The sequence below is a fragment of the Sorangium sp. So ce363 genome (genome assembly GCF_051520435.1).
Lineage (GTDB): Bacteria > Myxococcota_A > Polyangia > Polyangiales > Polyangiaceae > Sorangium > Sorangium cellulosum_B.
This window is the reverse complement of the sequence record NZ_CP150333.1, coordinates 2211545-2230069: the sequence shown is the minus strand read 5'-3', so window position 1 is coordinate 2230069 and position 18525 is coordinate 2211545. Positions and strand designations below refer to the sequence as shown.

The 18525-nt window shown below is 71.1% G+C and carries 18 protein-coding genes; 4 read left to right on the top strand and 14 right to left on the bottom strand.

Features of this window, described 5'->3' with window-relative positions:
• Window positions 1–43 precede the first annotated feature (43 nt).
• The 10 genes from WMF12_RS08650 to WMF12_RS08605 form a co-directional block, all read right to left on the bottom strand.
• Complete coding sequence (locus WMF12_RS08650; protein ID WP_012234290.1) at window positions 44–448, bottom strand: cobalamin B12-binding domain-containing protein; 405 nt, start codon at window positions 446–448, stop codon at window positions 44–46.
• Between the two features lie 98 nt (window positions 449–546).
• Window positions 547–2688 carry a GYF domain-containing protein gene (locus WMF12_RS08645; protein ID WP_437869939.1) on the bottom strand — a complete coding sequence of 714 codons (2142 nt, stop codon included), beginning with the start codon at window positions 2686–2688 and terminating at the stop codon, window positions 547–549.
• A 71-nt stretch (window positions 2689–2759) separates the two neighbouring features.
• Window positions 2760–4439 (bottom strand): response regulator, encoded by a 1680-nt coding sequence (locus WMF12_RS08640; protein WP_437869938.1) that lies wholly within the window; start codon window positions 4437–4439, stop codon window positions 2760–2762.
• A 354-nt stretch (window positions 4440–4793) separates the two neighbouring features.
• Window positions 4794–5951, bottom strand: coding sequence for a tRNA guanosine(34) transglycosylase Tgt (gene tgt, locus WMF12_RS08635; protein WP_437869937.1), 1158 nt, complete (start codon window positions 5949–5951; stop codon window positions 4794–4796).
• Complete coding sequence (gene queA / locus WMF12_RS08630) at window positions 5948–7072, bottom strand: tRNA preQ1(34) S-adenosylmethionine ribosyltransferase-isomerase QueA (RefSeq protein WP_437869936.1); 1125 nt, start codon at window positions 7070–7072, stop codon at window positions 5948–5950. The genes tgt and queA overlap by 4 nt, the downstream gene beginning before the upstream one ends.
• A gap of 9 nt (window positions 7073–7081) precedes the next feature.
• Window positions 7082–7489, bottom strand: a complete 408-nt coding sequence (locus WMF12_RS08625; RefSeq protein WP_437745121.1) for a response regulator — start codon at window positions 7487–7489, stop codon at window positions 7082–7084.
• Window positions 7490–7884: 395 nt separating this feature from the next.
• A complete protein-coding gene (locus WMF12_RS08620; protein ID WP_437869935.1) occupies window positions 7885–9240 on the bottom strand; it encodes a sigma-54-dependent transcriptional regulator in 1356 nt (451 codons plus the stop codon).
• Window positions 9241–9450: 210 nt separating this feature from the next.
• Window positions 9451–9921: a bacterioferritin gene (bfr, locus tag WMF12_RS08615; RefSeq protein ID WP_012234283.1), complete on the bottom strand. Its 471-nt coding sequence runs from the start codon at window positions 9919–9921 to the stop codon at window positions 9451–9453.
• Window positions 9922–10120: 199 nt separating this feature from the next.
• A complete protein-coding gene (locus WMF12_RS08610) occupies window positions 10121–10333 on the bottom strand; it encodes a (2Fe-2S)-binding protein (protein WP_012234282.1) in 213 nt (70 codons plus the stop codon).
• A gap of 339 nt (window positions 10334–10672) precedes the next feature.
• A complete protein-coding gene (locus tag WMF12_RS08605; protein ID WP_437869934.1) occupies window positions 10673–11437 on the bottom strand; it encodes an SDR family oxidoreductase in 765 nt (254 codons plus the stop codon).
• A gap of 204 nt (window positions 11438–11641) precedes the next feature.
• On the opposite strand from WMF12_RS08605, the gene WMF12_RS08600 reads away from it, so the two are divergent.
• Window positions 11642–12061 carry a hypothetical protein gene (locus WMF12_RS08600; RefSeq protein WP_437745119.1) on the top strand — a complete coding sequence of 140 codons (420 nt, stop codon included), beginning with the start codon at window positions 11642–11644 and terminating at the stop codon, window positions 12059–12061.
• Window positions 12062–12097: 36 nt separating this feature from the next.
• Here WMF12_RS08600 and WMF12_RS08595 read toward each other — a convergent pair whose 3' ends face one another.
• The 3 genes from WMF12_RS08595 to WMF12_RS08585 all read right to left on the bottom strand — a co-directional run bounded on the left by WMF12_RS08595 (window position 12098) and on the right by WMF12_RS08585 (window position 13571).
• Window positions 12098–12766 (bottom strand): sigma-70 family RNA polymerase sigma factor, encoded by a 669-nt coding sequence (locus tag WMF12_RS08595; protein WP_437869933.1) that lies wholly within the window; start codon window positions 12764–12766, stop codon window positions 12098–12100.
• Window positions 12767–12768: 2 nt separating this feature from the next.
• A complete protein-coding gene (locus WMF12_RS08590; protein WP_012234278.1) occupies window positions 12769–13011 on the bottom strand; it encodes a hypothetical protein in 243 nt (80 codons plus the stop codon).
• A gap of 65 nt (window positions 13012–13076) precedes the next feature.
• Entirely contained in the window at window positions 13077–13571 is a 495-nt protein-coding gene (locus WMF12_RS08585) for a hypothetical protein (protein ID WP_437869932.1), read from the bottom strand.
• Between the two features lie 232 nt (window positions 13572–13803).
• Here WMF12_RS08585 and ftsH point away from each other — a divergent pair, with 232 nt between their 5' ends.
• Window positions 13804–15627 carry an ATP-dependent zinc metalloprotease FtsH gene (gene ftsH, locus WMF12_RS08580; protein WP_437869931.1) on the top strand — a complete coding sequence of 608 codons (1824 nt, stop codon included), beginning with the start codon at window positions 13804–13806 and terminating at the stop codon, window positions 15625–15627.
• Between the two features lie 9 nt (window positions 15628–15636).
• On the opposite strand, the gene lepB is transcribed toward ftsH, so the two are convergent.
• Window positions 15637–16371: a signal peptidase I gene (lepB, locus tag WMF12_RS08575; protein ID WP_437869930.1), complete on the bottom strand. Its 735-nt coding sequence runs from the start codon at window positions 16369–16371 to the stop codon at window positions 15637–15639.
• A gap of 47 nt (window positions 16372–16418) precedes the next feature.
• On the opposite strand from lepB, the gene WMF12_RS08570 reads away from it, so the two are divergent.
• Entirely contained in the window at window positions 16419–17264 is an 846-nt protein-coding gene (locus WMF12_RS08570) for a shikimate dehydrogenase (protein ID WP_437869929.1), read from the top strand.
• A 187-nt stretch (window positions 17265–17451) separates the two neighbouring features.
• Complete coding sequence (locus WMF12_RS08565) at window positions 17452–18495, top strand: arginine N-succinyltransferase (RefSeq protein ID WP_437745113.1); 1044 nt, start codon at window positions 17452–17454, stop codon at window positions 18493–18495.
• Window positions 18496–18525 lie beyond the last annotated feature (30 nt).

The window sequence follows — 18525 nt, the reverse complement described above, 5'->3', positions numbered from 1 at the left end:
GCGCCGCGGTGGGGGAGAGTGGGGAGGCGCGCCGCGGCGGCGGTCAGCTGTGGGGGGTCACGTTGGTCTGGACCCACTCCACGATGCTCTTCAGGGTGGTCCCGGGGGTGAAGACGCCCTTCACGCCGGCGTTCTGGAGCCGCGCGATGTCCTCGTCCGGGATGATGCCCCCACCGAACACCACGATGTCCTCGGCCCCGCGGCTCCGGAGCGCTTCGATAACCGCGGGGAAGAGGGTGTTGTGCGCTCCGGACATGATCGACAGCCCCACCGCGTCGACGTCCTCCTGCACCGCGGCGGAGGCGATCATGTCGGGGGTCTGGTGCAGGCCCGTGTAGACCACCTCGAAGCCCGCATCGCGGAGTGCCCTGGCGACCACCTTGGCGCCGCGGTCGTGGCCGTCCAGGCCGGGCTTCGCCACGAGGATTCGGACTTTGCGCTCTGCCATGAGCGCGTCGATTACCGCCTGCCTGGGCAGACGTAAAGCGAAGCGCCCGATCGAGCGGCCTTCGCTCCGCGGGGGTGCATCCTTGCTGAGCAGCGGGCTTACTGCGCGGCGAAGACGAACGGAATCGTTACGGGGGTGGAACCCGAGGAAGGAGGGAACCGCCAGGACTTGATCCGGGAGGCGATGCAGCTCGACAGGCCGGGGTAATCCTTCTCCGATCCGCCGGCCGAGACGGACTGGACGGCGCCCGACGCGGCGATGACCACCGAAGCGGAGACCCTGGCGGTGCTGGCCGCGTTGCTGGCGCGCGCGTCGAGGGCGGGCTGCCAGCAGTGGCGGCGGACGCTGGGGCGGTTCGACTCGACGACGCCGGAGATCTCCCCTTGGGAAAGCGGGGTCAAACCGGCGCCGGCCCCCTGGCTGCCCGGCCCTGACGAGGGGCCGGGGACCCCAGCGCCGAACCCGGACCGGTCGAGCTGAGCAGAGGCCGATGGAGCGACCGGCTTGTCCGGCGGAGGGCGCTGGCTCGCGACGCCGCCCGCCTTGCCCGTCGAAGCGACATCTGGCCGGGCGGAAGCCGTCTCGGCCGGTGCAGGTGCGTCCGGCTCGACGGTCGGCGGCGGCGGCGGGGCCGCCGTGGGCAAATCGGCCGGCTGGCTCTGCGGCGGGGGGGCGGTCACGATCTGCACGGGCTGCGGCTTCGGGGAGAGCAGGACGAAAGCGGAGACGCCACCGAACGCCGCGGCCATGGCGATGAAGGCGTATGCGAGCGGGCTCATGCCCGATCTCCGCCTTGGCGCGACCGTCTCCACCAGGCTGCCAGGCGTGGCCACCAGAGGTGCGGGCTCCGCGGCGGAGAGGGCCCCTGCCGGCGCGGCGGACGAGCCCCCCGCGGTCAGCCTTCCGCCTGCTGGCGCCGTCGCAGAGCGCGCACCCCCAGCGGCCAGGCCACCCGTGGGCGCCGCCGCAGAGGGCGACCCGCCCGCGGCCAGGCCGCCGGCCCCGCGAGCGAGCTCGGTCGAGGCGGACGCGGCCAGCTCGGGTCCGGGCGCGAACGCGACGGGGGCCGTCCGATCGGCCGCGAAGGGATCGGCGAGCACCTCCACCGGCGCAGCGCCCGCGGCGTGGGTCCGCCCGGCGCCTGCCGGCGCTCCTGGCCATGCGGCCGGCGCGCTCGCTGCTGGCGCAACCGGGGTGACGCGCGTAACGGACGCAACGGACGTAGCCGACGCGACCGGCGCGGGCAGCGGGGCCGACACAGCGGGCGTCCCCGCCGCGGTGAAGGCGGCGACCGCCGGGGCCTGCTCGTTCAGGCCAGGAGGCTCCGGCTCGCGCGTTGCCGTGCGCGCGGGCGCGGCCCCCCCGAGCGCAGGGACCCTCGACGAGGAGGGCGCCTTCGCCGACGACGCCTGCAGCTGACCGACAGAGGAGCCCGTGGTGCTGATGCGGCGCGCGGGCGGGGACAGGCGGGTGGACTGAGCCTGCGTGACGATCTCGAGCAGCTCCGGGAAGTTCTTGAGGGGCTGCCACTCATCGAAGCCCTCGCGCCAGACGAGCGACTCGCCGTCCACCGCGCCGGCAAGCGCCTTGTCGCGAATGACCGAGAGCCGCACCGGGCCGAGCGGGACGCCGCCGACCCCGACGTACCAGTCCTCGCTCGCCGTGGCGCGCACGGCCGGCGCCTTCCCGAGCGGGCGGTCATTGGACATCGCGCGCGTGAACGCGCCGGCGGCCCCCGCCGGCGGCGTGGGCTCCGCCGCCCTGGCGGCAGGCGCAGGGGAACGAGCCGGCGCCGCGGGCGCCGGCTGGACAGCACGGGCTGCCGGGGAGGCCTGCGGTGCGGTCGCCGGACGCGGGCTCGACGCCGGTCCGGGGACGGCACGCGGCGCGACCGGAGGTCGAGGAGCGCCCGCCGGGCGCGGCAGGGCCTGGGATGCCGGCCGGGGCGGCGCAGGCGCGGCGCCGTGGCCCAGGGACGAAGCCAGCGGCGGCTTCAACGGGCTCGCCGCGCCCCCGTCCGCCGCCGGCGCCTCGTCGCTCGGAGGGGCGACGTGCGCATCGTCGCCCGCCTCGCGCGGCGGCTCGACCGGGAGAGCACGCGCCACGGAGCTCTCGGTGACGCTCGCGCTGACCTGGATGAGGTGCCCGCATCGCCGGCACTGCATCCGCACCATCTTGCCGGCGACCTTCTCGTCACCGATCTGGTACTTGGCCTTGCAGTTATCGCAGATGAATTTCATCCAAGGACGCGCCTGCCGGTGGAATGGCGCAGTCTACGACAGCTTGGCCCCAGACGACATGGGGTAGGCGGTCAGAGCAGCCCGAGCAAGTGCTCCTTGATCGATTGCCGCGTCGGGTCATCGGGGGCGACGCCCAGCGCACGCTCCCAGGTCTCGATGGCTTTGTTGCGGAACCCGGCCTTCTGATAGAGCACGGCGAGGTTCTTCAGCGCGGGGAAGTGCTTGCCGTTGATGTGCAGCGCCGTCTCCAGCTCCTGGATGGCGTCGTAGAGCTGCCCCTGCTTGCCGTAGAGCAGGCCGAGGTGGAAGTGCAGCCGGTACGCGAGCGGGTCGATCGCCGTGCCCTCGCGCAGGTGCCGCACGGCCTTGTCGAAATCGCCCGCGCGATACGCCGCGATCCCCGCGGCGAGGAGGCGCTCCGCCTCCGCCGAGATCCGGTCCTGATCGCCGCGGATCGAGCGCGCCTGGAGCGCGTTCTCCACGGCGGCGACGACGTCGGCGACGCGGAAGGGCTTCTCGATGTAGGCCTCCACGCCGTAGCTCGACTTCAGGTCCTCAGCGAACCGCCACCCGCGGTAGACGGCCGAGATCATGATGATCGGGATGTGGCCGTAGCGCTGGGTGCCCTTCATGCGGCGGGCGATGTCGAAGCCGTGCACCTCCGGCAGCATGGCGTCGAGGATCATCACGTCGGGCGGATTCTCCTTGACCATGCGCAGCGCGAGGAGCCCGCGATCGGCCTCCTCCACGCGGTACCCACGCTCCTCGAAGATGCGACGGAGCAGCTTCCGGATCTCCGGCTCGTCGTCGACGACCAGGATCGTCGTCTGATCGCCCTGCGGCGCCTTGCCTGCGCCCGGGAGCGACTCGACGACGGAGAGATCGCGGTCTGCGGTGCCGAAATCCGTGTCCGTGAGCTCGTCGGCCGCCGCCGCCCTCCGCATGGCGTCGTCGACGACGAGCGGCGGCCCCGCCGAGGAGAGGCGGGCCGGCGACGGGGCAGCAGGCGGGCTCGGATCGTCGGTGAGATCGGCGAAAGAGATCTCCGCGTCGTCGCGCGGGCGCTCCGGCGCGGGCCGCGGCGGCGGGGCGGCGCTGGGAGCAGGCGCCGCAGGGGCCTGGGCCACCGGGGCCTGGGCCACCGTCGCCGGGGGCACGGCGGACGCGGGCCGGCGCGGCGCGGGCTGCGCAGGGGCTGGCGGGGGCGCGGGCGGCGCCTCGGAGGCGGACGACGCCGTGGAGCCGAGCCCGGCCCGCTTCAGCACCTCGGGCGGGCACTTGGCGCCCACGTAGAACGGCTCGCCCTGCTCCTTCATGTCGTAGGCGGCCGCGATGGTCCGCACGAGGGGGCCCGCGAGCGCGATGTACGGGAAGACGCGCTTGCCGGTCACGAACTCGAGCTCGTCGATCACCTTCTTGTCGGCGGGCGCGGCCATGGCCACGAGGATGCGATCCTCGCGCACGAGCACGGGAAGGAGCTTGTGCTTGGCGGCGATCTCGCGGGGGAGGATGGAGAGGTCGCTCAGCTTGATGCAGACCTGGTTGAGATCGATGCCAGGAACCCCGCTCTGCTCGGAGAGGGCCTTCAGCGCAGCGACCTCGGAGACGGTGCCGCTCTCGATGAGGTTCGTGGCGAGGGGCACCCCCTTCGCGCGCGCGTCGAGGAGCGCCTGTTCGAGCTGGGGCTGGGTGACCGCCCGTTGCTGCAGGAGGATGCGTCCGAGCGGCTTCTTGTTGGCGTCTTGCGTCATTCCGCGGGCCGAGTTCGAAGGCTAATGGACGAGGAATGCGCGGGCAAGCACGCGACCCGCGCGCGAAGGCGGCCATCCGACCGACACGACCGGCTCGGGCTCGTGCGCCGGCGGCTCGGGCATACGGCCGGGTCGAGCGCGGCCAGGACGCCGCCCGATGCGCGCGGATCCGAGCGCGCGTCCCGACGCCAGAGGCGAGAGCTCACCATCCGCCCATGTTACTCCGGAACCCTCCGGGCAGCGCAGGCGATGCGCCGGCGGCGCGACGGCGCCCGCTGCGCCCGCTCCGCGAACGCATCGAAGAGGCCATGGCGACGATGTAGGGTCACTCCATTTACTCGGTCTTACTCGGGCTTACTCGGTCGCGCCCACCGTCTCGTTCGCGTCGTTTGCATTACCGGCGTCGCTCGCGCCGAGCCACTCGCGAGCGAACGCCGCGTACCTCCCCTCGGCGATCGCCGCGCGCGCTTCTCGCATCAGGCGGCCATAGAGGTGGAGGTTGTGCTCCGTCAGCAGGCGCAGCACCAGGATCTCGCCGGCCATGTAGAGGTGCCTCAGGTACGCGCGGCTGTATCCACCGGCGCAGGTCGGGCAAGCGCAGGTCGGATCGAGCGGCGAACGATCTTCTTTGTAGCGGGCCTGCTTGATGACGATCTTGCCGTGCTGCGTGAGCGCCTGCCCGTTCCGCGCGTTCCGGGTGGGGAGCACGCAGTCGAACATGTCGACCCCGGCGCCGATGGCGTGCACGAGGTCGAGCGGCGTCCCCACGCCCATGAGGTAGCGCGGGCGCGTCGGGTCGAGGTGCGGCCCGATCTGGGCGACGACCTCGTGCATCATCGCGATCGGCTCGCCCACGGAGAAGCCGCCCAGGGCGAGCCCGTCGAACGGCAAGGCGCCGAGCTCATCGGCGTGCGCCATGCGCAGCGCGACCGAGGTGCCGCCCTGCACGATGCCGAAGAGCGCCTGGCTCGGGCGCTTCGCGGCGAGGCAGCGCTTCCCCCAGCGCGTCGTCAGGCGACACGCCTCCTCGACCTCTGGGCGCGGCGCGCCCCCTGGCGGGCACACGTCGAGCTGCATCGCGATGTCGGCCCCGAGCAGCCCCTGCACCTCCATCGCGACCTCGGGCGTGAGCGCCTTGCGAGCGCCGTCGAGGTGCGATCGGAACACGAAGCCGTCCTCGACGAGGGTGCGCCGCTCGGCGAGCGAGAAGGCCTGGAAGCCCCCGGAGTCCGTGAGCATCGCGTGCGGCCAGCGGGTGAACGCGTGCAGACCGCCGAGCTGCGCGACGAGCTCGGGGCCAGGGCGGAGCCACAGGTGGTACGTGTTGCCGAGGACGATCCTCGCGCCGGTCGCGGCCACCTCGGCGGGGGTCAACGTCTTCACGCTGCCCTGGGTGCCGACGGGCATGAACGTCGGGGTCAGCACGTCGCCGTGCGGCGTGGAGAGCACGCCCGTCCGGGCATGCCCGTCCCTCGCGAGCTCGGAGAAGGAGAAACCAGGCGTCCGGCTCATGGCGCGTCCACCCCCCGGATCAGCATGGCGTCACCATACGAGTAGAAGCGGTAGCCGGCGTCGATCGCCGCGCGGTACGCGAGGAGCGTGCGCTCGCGGCCGGCGAAGGCGAACACCAGCGCGAGCAGCGTCGAGCGCGGCAGGTGGAAGTTGGTCAGCAGGGCGTCGACGACGCGGAACCGATAGCCCGGCTGGATGAGGAGGCGCGTCTCCCCGGACTGCGCCCGCACGAGGCCTGCGCGGGCCGGATCGGCGGCCGACTCCAGCGCGCGAACCACGGTGGTGCCGATCGCAATCACCGGCGCGCCGCGCTCGCGCGCCCCCGCGATCGCGCCCGCGGTCGCGTCCGGGATCGAGTAGACCTCCGCGTGCATCGGGTGCAGGTCGAGATCGTCGACCGTGACCGGCTGGAACGTGCCGAGGCCGACGTGCAGCGTGACGCTCGCGATCTCGACCCCGTTCGCGCGGAGCCGCTCGACGAGGCCGGGCGAGAGGTGGAGGCCCGCCGTGGGCGCGGCGACCGCTCCTGGGACCCGGGCGAAGATGGTCTGGTACCGCTCGCGATCGGACGCGTCGTCGCCGCGGCCGAGGTAGGGCGGGAGCGGGACGTGCCCGTACGCGTCGATCGCAGCGGCGACGGACAGCCCCGCGGGCGAGGAGAGCTGCACCGTGAGCACTCCGTCCTCGGCGCGCTCCAGCACCTCCGCGACCAGCGCGCCGTCGCGCTCGATATCGAGCACCGATCCCGGGCGTATCGGCTTGGAGGCGCGCCCCATCGCCCGCCAGCGCTCGGACCGCGGCGCGCTCTCCTGCGGCCCTCCGCCGAGATCCTCCGCGCCGGCCGGCGCCCCGTCCAGCCGGTGCAGCAGGAAGAGCTCGACCTGCCCGCCTGTGCCGCGCTTCCTCCCGAACAGACGAGCGGGGACGACCTTCGTGTCGTTGACGATGACGAGCGCGCCGCGCTCGATATACCGGTCGAGCTCGCGGATCGCCGCGTGCTCCACCTCGCCCGCTCTGCGGCCGCGATCGACCAGGAGGAGCCTCGCTCCGTCGCGCTCTTCGGGGGGCCGCGAAGCGATCAGCGCTTCAGGGAGTTCGTAGTCGAGCAGCTCGCAGCGCACGCCGCGCTACTAGCACGACGCGGGCGTGAGCACGTTCGTCTTGGCGCGGAGGAAGCGACAGATCTCGCCAACCTGGTAAGGCTTGGGGACGAAGGCCACCGCGCCGCAGTCGGCGCGCTCGACCTGGCGCGCGGAGAGGTGATACGCGCTGGAGAGCACGACCCGCACCCTCGGGAACGCATGCCGGATGTGCCGCGCGAGCTCGAGGCCGTTCAGGTCCGGCATCATCAGATCGATCATCGCCACATCGATCGGGGACGAGCCGAGGGTGAGCAGCGCATCCTGGAACGAGGCGGCGAACACGACCTCGAACCCCTCGACGCTTAGCCCTGCCGAAAGAGCGCGACGCTGGGAATTCTCACCGTCCACGATCAGCATGCGGGCCATTAAGCGTCCTCCTGCGGCGATCGCCGCCATCCAATACGCCTACCTGTCTAGCAATCACCGGGCCAAGTTCCCGAATCGACGCGTTGCGGTTGCCGACGCTAAAGTGAAACAGATGAGCACAGTCTACATCAGGCGCCTCATTGCACTAAGGCAAATCCCGACGCTGCATCATTGCAAAGATGCAATCTCGCGTGGGCTACCTCCCTCGATTTGCTGCTGAGTCAGGTGGTTTGCTCGGATCGAGCGGCCGCATCCATACGGCCCGAACGGAGGAATGCAGGCTGAGCTCGATGGGCAGCATGTCGCGGTGCCTAGGGAGCACGGCCCATCGAGCACGGTCCGCCTGAGGTCGCTGTGTCGCGTGGAAGCGAGCTGCTGAGCCCGGCCGGTGGGCGAAGGAAGGCGCTCGACAGACCGGCGCCGTTTCAGCCCGGGGGATACGTGATCGTCAGGCGGGTCATCTTGCGCCACAGCGTGGTCGCGCTGATCCCGAGCACCTCGGCGGCGCGCTCCCGGCTGCCGTCGCACTCCCGTAGCGCGGCCTCGATCGCCTGGCGCTCGGCGCAGTCGACGACGTCGGCGAGCAGCCTGCCGCCGGCTTCGGGCGCGCGCTTCGGCTGCATCGCGGCGGGCAGTACGTCGTCGACGCTGATGACGCCGCCGCCCGAGAGGGCCACCGCCTGCTCGACCATGTTCTCGAGCTCGCGGATGTTGCCGGGGAAATCGTACTGCGTCAGCGCCTCGATGACGCCGTCGGCGGCGCGGGCGCGACAGGTCATCTTGCGGTTGTACTTCTCCAGGAAGAACTCCCAGAGGATCGGGATGTCCTCACGACGTGAGCGGAGCGGCGGGAGCACGAAGCGCGCGACGTTCAGCCGGTAGTAGAGGTCCTGGCGGAACCGCTTCTCCGACACCGCGGTCAGGAGCTCCTGGTTCGTCGCGGCGATGATGCGCACGTCGACGTTGATGGGTTTGTTCTCGCCTACCCTGCGGATCTCGTTCTCCTGGATCGCGCGGAGCAGCTTCGCCTGGAAGGTGAGCGGGGTCTCGGCGATCTCGTCGAAGAAGAACGTGCCCCCGTCGGCCTCCTCGAACAGCCCTTTCCTCGCCGAGATCGCGCCCGTGAACGAGCCTCGCGCGTGGCCGAACAGCTCGCTCTCGAGGAGCGTCTCGCTGATGGCGGCGCAGTTGACCGGCACGAACGGGCGGTCGGCGCGCTTGCTGTTGGCGTGGATGGCCTTGGCGACGAGCTCCTTGCCGGTGCCGCTCTCGCCGGTGATGAGCACCGTCGCGTCGGTCGGCGCGACCTTGACGATCCGGCCGAGCACCTCGCGGACGGCCTGCGAGCGGCCGACGATGTTCTCGAACCGGTAGCGCTCCTTGAACTCGCTGGCGAGCAGCTGCACCTCGCCGGTGAGCTTCCGGTTCTGGATCGCGCGCTCGACCTTCACGAGGAGCTCCTGCTCCGAGAACGGCTTCTGGATGTAGTCGAACGCGCCGAGCCGCATCGCCTCCACCGCGCTCTCGATGGTGCCGTACGCGGTCATCACGATGACCTCCGTGTTCGCGTTCGACTCCTTCACCGCGCGCAGGACGCCGATCCCGTCGAAGCCGCCCATCCGGAGGTCGGTGAGCACGACGTCGTACGCCCCCTTGGCGCCCAGATCGGCGCCCTGGCTGCCGTCCGCGGCTTCATCGACCTCGTACCCGGCGCCACGCAGCATCATCGCGAGCGTGGTCCGCATGTTCCGCTGGTCATCGACGACAAGAATCTTCGACATGGATTTCCCCCGCCGCGCGCATCCTCCTCCGGGAAACGAGCGCGGCGCGACGATCACGACCGACGTGCCGCGCTGGCGCGTAAGCGCGCGAGCACGGTCGTCCGCGGCGCCTTGGACATGCGTCCAGAGCATCGTACGTCAAGCACGACCTCCGCCGCCAGAAGGTGCACGGGGGACGCTCCCTGCGCGAGGGACGACCCCCACCCTACCCTACTCGCGGATCTGCTGGGCGAGGTAGGCGGTCTCGCCGAGCTTCTCGATCAGCCCGATTTGTGTCTCGAGCCAGTCGATGTGCTCCTCCTCGGACTCGAGGATCTTGGCCAGGAGATCCTCGCTGGTGCGATCCCCCTTGTCGCGGCAGAGGGCGATCGCCGAGTTGAGCCGCTTGACCGCGTGGTACTCGAGATCGAGATCGCTCTTGAGCTGCTCCGGCACGCTCTGCCCGATGTGCAGGGTGTCCAGGCGCTGCAGGTTGGGCAGCCCATCGAGGAAGAGGATGCGCTCGATGATCGCATCGGCGTGCTTCATCTCGTCGATCGACTCGGCGCGCCCGTGCGCAGCGAGCGTGACGAAGCCCCAGTGCGAACACATCTTCGCGTGCAGAAAATACTGGTTGATCGCAACGAGCTCTCCGGCAAGCACCTCGTTCAACGCATCAACGACGTCTTTTGCACCCTTCATCGGACCCCTCTCGCGCTCATGCCTGTCGTGCGGACCCCGCCCCTGTTGGGCGGGGGGACGCTGGCTGGAACGCCAGCGCCCCGCACAAATGCGCGAGGTCCGTGGAGGTGCGCAAGAAGTTTCTAAGGAAATAGGTGCCACCGCCGTCGCTTCCGACGGAAACCAGGGCATCGAGGCTGTTGCCGGTCAATCCGGAGGATCAAGCTGCGCTGGAGACCGGCGCCATCACCAGGCGACGCGGCGTCGAGGCGCCATCGCGCTCGCCGACAAGCTCGGCGATCGTCGGCCGACAGGAGCCACACCGCGTACCGGCGCCCGTGCACTCCATGACCTGCGAAACAGAGCAGGCGCCCTCGCTCATCGCTTCACGAATCTCTCGATCACAGACGCCCATGCAGAGGCAGACGTACATGCAGACCCCCGGCTACGTAACGGGTGGGATTGATATTGAACATAGCTTTCAATATCGGAGCGTCAAGGGGAATGTCGCCTGGGCGGATCGCCGAGTTGGCTCGTGGTTCGAGATCCCCTTGGATCGAGCCAGCAGCGCTCGATCGAACGCGCCGAGCAGCGCTCGATCGAACGCGCCGAGCAGCGCTCGGTCGGTCGAGCGCCACAGGAGCGTCGGAGGAAGAGGGATCGGGCAGGGATGCAGCCGGTCAGAGCGGCGGAAGATGACGCCGCGCGAGCGCGGCCGGGAGGCGAGGCGCGAACGCACGCCCAGCGCGGAGCGGTCGGCCGCGTGACGGCGTCACATCGTGAGGCCGCCGTCGACGTCGATGCAGCGACCGTTGAAGTACTCGCACTCGATCACGAAGCGCACGGCCTGCCAGATGTCCTCGGGCACGCCGATGCGGCCCACAGGGATCATGGCGACCAAGGCGTCGCGCGCCTTCTGGTGCATGCCCTGCGTCATGGGCGTCTCGATCATGCCGGGCGCAACGGCGCCGACGCGGATGCCGAACGGCGCGAACTCGAGCGCCCAGGTCTTCGTGTTCGCCGCGAGCGCGCTCTTCGCAGCGGTGTAGCTCGACTGGCCCCGGTTGCCGTGGCGCGCGATGGAGCTGATGTTGACGATGACGCCCTTCTGCTCGGTCTCGATCATCTTCGCGACGACCTCGCGGACCATGAGCGTGGCCCCCGTCAGGTTGACGTCGATGACGGCCTGCCACTGCGCCGCGCTCAGCTTGACGACCGCGCCCGTCTGGCGGTCCTTCTTGACGAGCAGGCCGTCCCGCAGGATGCCCGCGTTGTTCACGAGGCCGTTCAGGCCGCCCATCGCCTCGTGCGCGAAGCGGACGAACGCCTCCACCTCGGCCTCCACCGCCACGTTGACCGTCCGCGCATGGACCTTGCCGGCGAGCCCCTTGCTCGCCTCGACGAGCGACGCGAGCCCCTCCTCGTTCATGTCGCCGGCGGCGACCTGGCCCCCGAGCTCCGCGAGCCGCAGCGCATAGTGGCGACCCAGCCCCTGGGCAGCACCTGTGACGACGAACTTCGTGTCCTCGAGTCGCATGATCGCACTCCTCCAGGGATCGCTCCCGATCACCGTGTCGAGCGCGCCGTCTACCACGACACCGCCTCGAGGCGGCGGACGACGTCGCAGCGCGCCACCAACGCCCGCAACCCCCGACTGGCCTGCAGGCCCGCGTAACAGCGCAACCCGGGCAACAGCGCGGTCGCCGCTTGCGCCGGGTGGCATCGATGTTATTCAGCGCCCATGAGGTCGATCGCGCTCGCCGCCGTGTGCGCCGGCATCCTGACGCTCGCGCCTGCATGTGACCGCGCCCCCCCGGTGCCCGAGACCTCCGATCCGACGGGCAAGGATCTGGTGATCGGCGCCGTGGTCGCAGCCGCCGAGCAGAGCGGAGGGATCCGCATCTACAAGATCGTCGAGGTGGAAGAGCTGCCCGCGCCGTTCGGGTCCGATCTGCACATGATCGCCTACGATCCGAAGGCGCAGAGCTTCGAGGAGGCCGCGGAGCTCCGTCGCAAGGGGAAGCTGACCGTCGCGAAGGACCACATGACGGTCCGGCTCGTGTATTTCCTGCCGCGCGACCACCGGGTGATCAGCAACGAGCCGGTCAGCGACGACGAGCGGGCCCCGTATCTCCGCTCGTTCCAGAGCCGGCAGCGCTGACCGGCATCCGCCGGCGGGCGGCGAGGCGCCCGCGCCTCAGCGCGCTGTGCGGAGCAGCTCACCCAGCCGCTCGATCGCCTGGCTGTGCAGCCGGCTCGCCCAGCTCTTGCTGATCCCGAGATCCTGCGCGATCTGATCGAAGCGTTCGTCGTCGAAGTAGTGGCGCTCCACGAGGGTGCGCTCGCGCTCCGGGAGCTCGCGCACGGCGTGACGCACGGCCTGCGCGAGCTCGGCGCGAGAGGCGCGCTCCTCCGGGTCGTCCGCGGCGTCGGGGACGGCGGCGACGTCCCCGTGACTCGAGAGCAGGCCGAGCGCCATCGCGGCCGCATGCCCGGCGAGCAGATCGCCGAGCCGCGCGGCGTAGGCCTCCTGCGTGGCAGGCGCGTCGGCGTCGTCGTCCGCCCCGCGTCCCTCGGCGAAGCGCGCCGACGCAGCGAGCGCGCTGGCCCGCGCGGCCGCGGAACGCCAGCGCGTCTCCCTCCGGACGCCGTCGAAGATGGCCCACCGGAGCTTCCGCTTGGCGTAGGCCTCGAAGGTGGATCGGCTCGGATCGTGCGTCCGCACGATCTCGAGCAGCGCCGGGTGCCCCAGCGCGACGAGGTCCTCCACCGGGATCCGGCGGCCCAGACGGCGCGCGATGCGCTTCGCGACCAGCTGAAGCAGGTCGAGCCCCTCGGCGAGGAGCCGGTCTTCCGGAGTGCGCACCGCTATCCCGCCTTGGCGCGCCCCGCTGCGCCGAGCACCCCGAACGCCCGCTCGCCGCTCTCGTCGACCTCGCGCGGATGCGCGCGCCGCAGGAGGCGGCTCGCCTCCTCGTCGTGCAGCAAGACCTCCACGAGCTGCTCGCGCATCCACGCGATCTCGTGCGCGGGCAGGCGCCCCACGTAAGGCGCCACGGCGGCGTCGACCTGAGCGGCGATCCAGGGGTCATCGAGGAGCGAAGCGTCCATGGGAGACGCCCATTATATCTCCGCCGAGCGCGCCGTCATCCGCCGCTCGCCGCGTCGCCGAGGCGTCATTGGGCCGGCGGGGGCGCGTTGAGGCAGGCCTCGAACGCCCTGACGGTCCGCGCGTCGAACGCGCACTTGAGCGACCTCGGATCCACGCTCTTGCCGACGTTCTGCTCGCACGACTGCGCGTACTGCTCCCCCAGCGTGGCCGCGACGGCGTCGATCTTCTTCTCGGTCTCGCCCCGCTGCTCCGCCGTGAGCTTGGCGCTGAGCGCCGCGACCTGCTCCGAGCGCGTGAGCACTGTGAGCCGCTTGCCCAGATCCACGCAGTCGCCATGCATGAGCGCGTAGTCGTCGGGCACCGAGTCGTCGCGACGCGGCGGCGCCGGCGCCGCGGCGCCGGGCTCCGCGTCTGCCTCCCGCACCTCGGCGCCCTGGGCGGCATCGCTCGCGGGCTCGGCCGCCGGCGCCCGCTCCTCCGGCCGCGCTGGCTCGGGCTGCTCGATCGTAGGCGGCGAGGCCCCTCCGCACCCGAGCAGCAACGTCGACAACGGACCCATGACCATGATCAAGAAAAGAGCTCTCCCCATGCAGCGAGGGTTGATCGGCTCGCGCCGGGCGTCCATGGCGCGCCGGGCGCGCTCGGCGCTGCGCGGCGGATCGAGCGACGCCTCGGCTTGTCGCGCTTGCCGCGAGGGTGCACGGGCCGCCTTGGCAGGCTCCGTGCAGGGCGCACCGTGACGACAGGTCGGCCTCGCCGGCCATGTCGCCTGTCCGTGCGGAGGCGGGAGCATGCGGTCGCTCTGGATTGTTCTCGTCCTGGTGCTCGGCTCGGCGTTGCTGCTTCAGGTGATGGCGGCGTCCGACGGCCGGATCCCCTACGCGCGCTTCCGCTCGCTCGCGGAGAGCGGAGAGCTCGCCGAGATCGAGATCCGGGATGACATGTACATCGGACGCGCGGTGCCCGGCCTGAGCGCGCGTGCGCCGCAGAGTTACCGCACGGGGCGCATCGAGCAGACCGAGAAGGATCTGCTCGCCGCTCTCGACCGGCGAGGGATCCCGTACACGCGCGTCGCGGACGAGCTGGGGCTGCCGCCGTACCTCTGGCTGCTGCTGCCGCTCGCCGGTCTGGCGGCGATGGGCCACCTCGTGTCGCGCCGTGCGGCGACGGCAGGGACGATCTCGGGCGCCGCGACCGCCTTCGGCAAGCACAAGGCGCGGCTCTACGAGGAGCGGGGCGCGATCGCGACGTTCCGCGATGTCGCCGGCAACGCCGAGGCGAAGACGGAGCTCGGCGAGATCGTCGACTTCCTCAAAGCGCCCGAGCGCTACGAGAAGCTCGGCGGGCGGATGCCCAGAGGGGTGCTCCTCGTGGGGCCGCCCGGCACGGGCAAGACGTTGCTCGCTCGGGCGATCGCGGGAGAGGCGAGCGTACCCTTCTTCAGCGCAAGCGGGTCGGAGTTCGTGGAGATGTTCGTCGGCGTCGGCGCCGCGCGCGTGCGCGACCTCTTCTCCCAGGCGCGCGAGAAGGGGCCCTGCCTCGTGTTCATCGACGAGCTCGATGCGGTCGGCAAGGTGCGCGGCCTCGGCGGGTCCGTCGGCGGCCACGACGAGCGGGAGCAGACGCTCAACCAGCTCCTGACCGAGATGGATGGGTTCGACGCGCACACGGCCATGGTCGTGATCGCCGCGACGAACCGCGCCGAGATCCTCGATCCGGCGCTGCTCAGGCCAGGGCGGTTCGACCGCCGGGTGCACATCGATCGGCCCGACCTCGCCGAACGGAAGGAGATCCTCGCGGTGCACGCGAGGAAGGTGGCGCTCGATCCCGGCGCGGATCTCGACGCCGTGGCCGCGCAGACCGCGGGGCTCGTCGGCGCCGACCTCGCGAACATCGTCAACGAGGCGGCGCTGCTCGCGGCGCGGCGCGGCGCGGAGGCGGTGGGACAGAGCGACCTGGAGGCGGCGATCGAGCGCGGGCTCGCCGGGCTCGAGCGCCGTGGCAGGCGGCTCGGAGCGCGCGAGAAGCTCGTCGTCGCCTACCACGAGGTGGGGCATGCGCTGACCGCCTCGCTGCTGCCGACGCAGGATCCGGTGCGCAAGGTGTCCATCGTGCCGCGGGGGCCGGGCGCGCTCGGGTACACGATCCAGCAGCCGCGCGAGGATCGTTACCTGTGGAGCCGGCAGGAGATCCTCGATCGGCTGGTCGTGCTGCTGGGCGGGCGCGTCGCCGAGGAGGAGGCCGTCGGAGACCTCTCGACCGGCGCGCAGGACGATCTGCTCAACGCGACCGAGCTCGCGCGTCGCATGGTCCGCGAGCTCGGGATGGGCCAGGGGGTCGGGCTCTCGGCGCTCGAGCCGCGCCGGCCGCTGTCGTTCCTCGGCGAAGCGCAGGGCGCGATGCCGTCCGGCGCAGGGCCGCGGGAGTGCAGCGACGCGACCGCGCGCGCGATCGACGCGGAGGTCGCGCGGATCCTCGCGGACGCGGAAGCGCGGGCGCGCGCTTTGATCCAGGGGCACCGGCCGACGCTCGAGCGCGTCGCCGCCCGGCTCTACGAGGTCGAGACCCTGAGCGGCGATGAGCTCAGGGAGATGGTGGCAAGCGGGGAAGCCTAGAGCAGCCGGTCAGTCGACGCTCCGCAGCGCGCGGGACAGATCGAAGCCCGCGGCGTCATGGTGATAGACGACGCGGAGCACGCGGCCGCGCAGCAGCTCCCTCGGCACCGCCCCCATCGCCCGGCTGTCGAGCGAGGCGGCGCGGTTGTCGCCCATCACGAAGAGGTGGTCCGGCGGGACGACGACCGGACCGAACGCGTCGAAGTCGGGCTCGCCGGCCGCGTGTGTGACCTCGCCGAGGTGCTCCACCCTCGTGCCGTCCCCGAGCTGCTCGAGGGCTTGCGCCGCACCGTCGACGTACAGCACGCCTTGCCGGAGCATCACCGTCTGGCCCGGGAGCGCGATCACCCGCTTGACGAGGAGGGTGGACCCGCCGCGCGGATCCGCGAAGAGCACCACGTCGCCGGCGCTCGGCCCGCTGCGCTCGAACAGGTAGTGTTCCGTGAGCGGGACGCGGAGCCCGTAGGCGACCTTGTCGACGAGGATGCGATCGCCCGGGGCGATCGTCGGCCACATCGAGCCGGTGGGCACGTGGTACTGGTCCGCGAGGGTCGAGCGACCCAGCGTGAGGATCGCGAGCGCCGCGAGGATCTTGAGGAGGCTCCGCCCGAGCGGCGCGACCGTCTGGTAGGCGCGCCGCGCGAGCGCGCGATCGGATCGAAGCATGAAAAGTCCGGCCTTGTCGGGCTGGAGGCACACCGCCGCGGCCTCCACCGCCGGCCGGGGAACGCTGGGCTCGCTCATCTCTGGCGGGGCTAGCATCCGCGCTCGAGACAAGCCAGCTTCGCTGCATGCACGGCTGCACTTCATCGACTGCACCACTCTCCCAAGCTCTGGGCCGCCTCACACTCTGCGGATCAATGTCGCGTCATCCGGTAACGACAGGGGCCGCCATGCACCTCGCCGGCTACCGCGCGCTGGGACTCGATTTTACCTATATCCCTTTTGCGGTGACCGATGTTGAAGGCGCGACGCGCGGGATGCGCGCGCTCGGGATCCGCGGCCTCGGCGTGTCGATGCCCTACAAGCAGGCGGTAATTCCATTGCTCGACGAGCTCGATCCCGTCGCCGAGCGGATCGGCGCGGTCAACACCATCGTGAACAACGACGGGCGCCTCAGGGGCTACAATACCGACTGGATCGGCGCGGTGCGGGCGCTCGAGGAGGTGACGCAGCTCGGGGGCGCGCGGGTGCTGCTCCTCGGCGCCGGCGGCGCGGCGCGCGCGGTCGCGTTCGGGCTCGCGGAGCGCGGCGCCAGCGTCACGGTGGCGAACCGCGATCTCGAGAAGGCGCGGCAGCTCGCGGCGGCGGTCGGCGGGGCGGCCGTGCCGCTCGACGCAGCGGCGCTCTCGCCCGACCACGGCGTCCTCGTGAACGCCACGTCGCTCGGCATGGCCGAGGTCGATCCGCGAAGCCCTGTCCCGGAAGAGGTATTGCGGGACGGTCTCCTGGTGATGGATATCGTGTACAAACCGATGATCACGGAGCTCGTGGCGTCGGCGCGTCGGCGCGGAGCGACCGCCGTTCACGGCGGGAGGATGCTCCTCCACCAGGCTGCAGAGCAGTTCCGGCTGTACACCGGGCGGGAGCCGCCGCTCGATGCCATGGACGAAGCGCTGCGCGCTCAGCTCGGCTGACGCGCGGAGCCGCCGCGCGACGCCACGGACGAAGCGTCGCGCGCTGAGCTCGGCTGACGCGCGCGACGTCCCGCGCCAGGCTCGCGCTGTCCGGCCGGCCAGGGCGAGCGGCGATCGCCGCTCTGCGCCGTGCGCACGGCCTCCGGAGCAATGGCCAAGGACGGGCGCCACGCGTAGGCTTCCGGCGATGGTCTCGTTCGAGATACGCGCAGCCGTGACCGGCGACGAGGAACAGCTCCTCTATGTCGCGCGCCACCTGAACTCGGTCAACCTGCCGAACAACCGTGACGCAATCCACGAGATCGTCGCCGAGAGCCACAAGAGCTTCAACGGGGCGATCCAGGATCCCCGCCTCCGCCAATACGTCTTCGTGCTCGTCGACCTGACGAAGGGCGACAAGGGCATGATCGTCGGGACGTCGATGATCATCGCGCAGCTCGGCCGGCGCGGCATCCCCTACATCTTCTTCGACGTGCTCGACGAGGAGAAGTACTCGGCCACGATCGACAAGCACTTCCATCATACCGTGCTGCGCATCGGCTACTCGTACAACGGCCCCACGGAGATCGGCGGGCTCGTGCTCATGCCGGAGTACCGGCAAGGGCCCGAGCGGCTCGGCACGATGATCTCCTATGTTCGCTTCCTCTACATGGCCGCGCGATCCGCGCTGTTCCAGGACGAGATCCTCGCGGAGCTGATGCCCCCCCTCGAGCCGGACGGGACAAGCCACCTCTGGGAAGCGCTCGGGCGCAAGTTCACCGACATGAGCTATGCCGACGCGGATCTCCTCTCCAAGAAGAACAAGGAGTTCATCAAGGGGCTCTTCCCGGAGGGGACCATCTACGCCTCGCTGCTGCCCGAGGACGCGCAGCGCGTGATCGGGAAGGTAGGGGCGCAGACCCGGGGGGTGGAGAAGCTGCTCCGCCGCGTCGGCTTCCGCTATGCCCACAGGGTCGATCCGTTCGACGGAGGGCCGCACTTCACCGCCCGCATGGACGAAATCTCGCTCGTGCGCGATACGCGCCGGGCGAAGGCGGGCCGCCCGTTCACCCCGAGCCCGTCGGATCCGAAGGGCATCCTCGCGATCGAGCGCCCAGACGCCCCTTACTTTCGCGCGGTCGCCGCGAGCCTCCGCGATGAGGGAGAGCTCGGCATGGCGATCGCCGAGGACGCCTGGAAGCACCTCGAGCTCCAGCCTCGCTCGCCGATCTGGGTCCTGCCGATGCCGTGACAGGGCGCCTGCGCTCCACGTCCAGCGCGC

Excerpts from the sequence above, each read along its gene's own strand:
- WMF12_RS08650 (WP_012234290.1), bottom strand. The coding sequence starts at position 448 with ATGGCAGAGCGCAAAGTCCGAATCCTCGTGGCGAAGCCCGGCCTGGAC.
- WMF12_RS08645 (WP_437869939.1), bottom strand. The coding sequence starts at position 2,688 with ATGAAATTCATCTGCGATAACTGCAAGGCCAAGTACCAGATCGGTGAC.
- WMF12_RS08640 (WP_437869938.1), bottom strand. The coding sequence starts at position 4,439 with ATGACGCAAGACGCCAACAAGAAGCCGCTCGGACGCATCCTCCTGCAG.
- tgt (WP_437869937.1), bottom strand. The coding sequence starts at position 5,951 with ATGAGCCGGACGCCTGGTTTCTCCTTCTCCGAGCTCGCGAGGGACGGG.
- WMF12_RS08625 (WP_437745121.1), bottom strand. The coding sequence starts at position 7,489 with ATGGCGGCGATCGCCGCAGGAGGACGCTTAATGGCCCGCATGCTGATC.
- WMF12_RS08620 (WP_437869935.1), bottom strand. The coding sequence starts at position 9,240 with ATGTCGAAGATTCTTGTCGTCGATGACCAGCGGAACATGCGGACCACG.
- bfr (WP_012234283.1), bottom strand. The coding sequence starts at position 9,921 with ATGAAGGGTGCAAAAGACGTCGTTGATGCGTTGAACGAGGTGCTTGCC.
- WMF12_RS08610 (WP_012234282.1), bottom strand. The coding sequence starts at position 10,333 with ATGTACGTCTGCCTCTGCATGGGCGTCTGTGATCGAGAGATTCGTGAA.
- WMF12_RS08605 (WP_437869934.1), bottom strand. The coding sequence starts at position 11,437 with ATGCGACTCGAGGACACGAAGTTCGTCGTCACAGGTGCTGCCCAGGGG.
- WMF12_RS08600 (WP_437745119.1), top strand. The coding sequence starts at position 11,642 with ATGAGGTCGATCGCGCTCGCCGCCGTGTGCGCCGGCATCCTGACGCTC.
- WMF12_RS08590 (WP_012234278.1), bottom strand. The coding sequence starts at position 13,011 with ATGGACGCTTCGCTCCTCGATGACCCCTGGATCGCCGCTCAGGTCGAC.
- WMF12_RS08585 (WP_437869932.1), bottom strand. The coding sequence starts at position 13,571 with ATGGGTCCGTTGTCGACGTTGCTGCTCGGGTGCGGAGGGGCCTCGCCG.
- ftsH (WP_437869931.1), top strand. The coding sequence starts at position 13,804 with ATGCGGTCGCTCTGGATTGTTCTCGTCCTGGTGCTCGGCTCGGCGTTG.
- lepB (WP_437869930.1), bottom strand. The coding sequence starts at position 16,371 with ATGAGCGAGCCCAGCGTTCCCCGGCCGGCGGTGGAGGCCGCGGCGGTG.
- WMF12_RS08570 (WP_437869929.1), top strand. The coding sequence starts at position 16,419 with ATGCACGGCTGCACTTCATCGACTGCACCACTCTCCCAAGCTCTGGGC.
- WMF12_RS08565 (WP_437745113.1), top strand. The coding sequence starts at position 17,452 with ATGGTCTCGTTCGAGATACGCGCAGCCGTGACCGGCGACGAGGAACAG.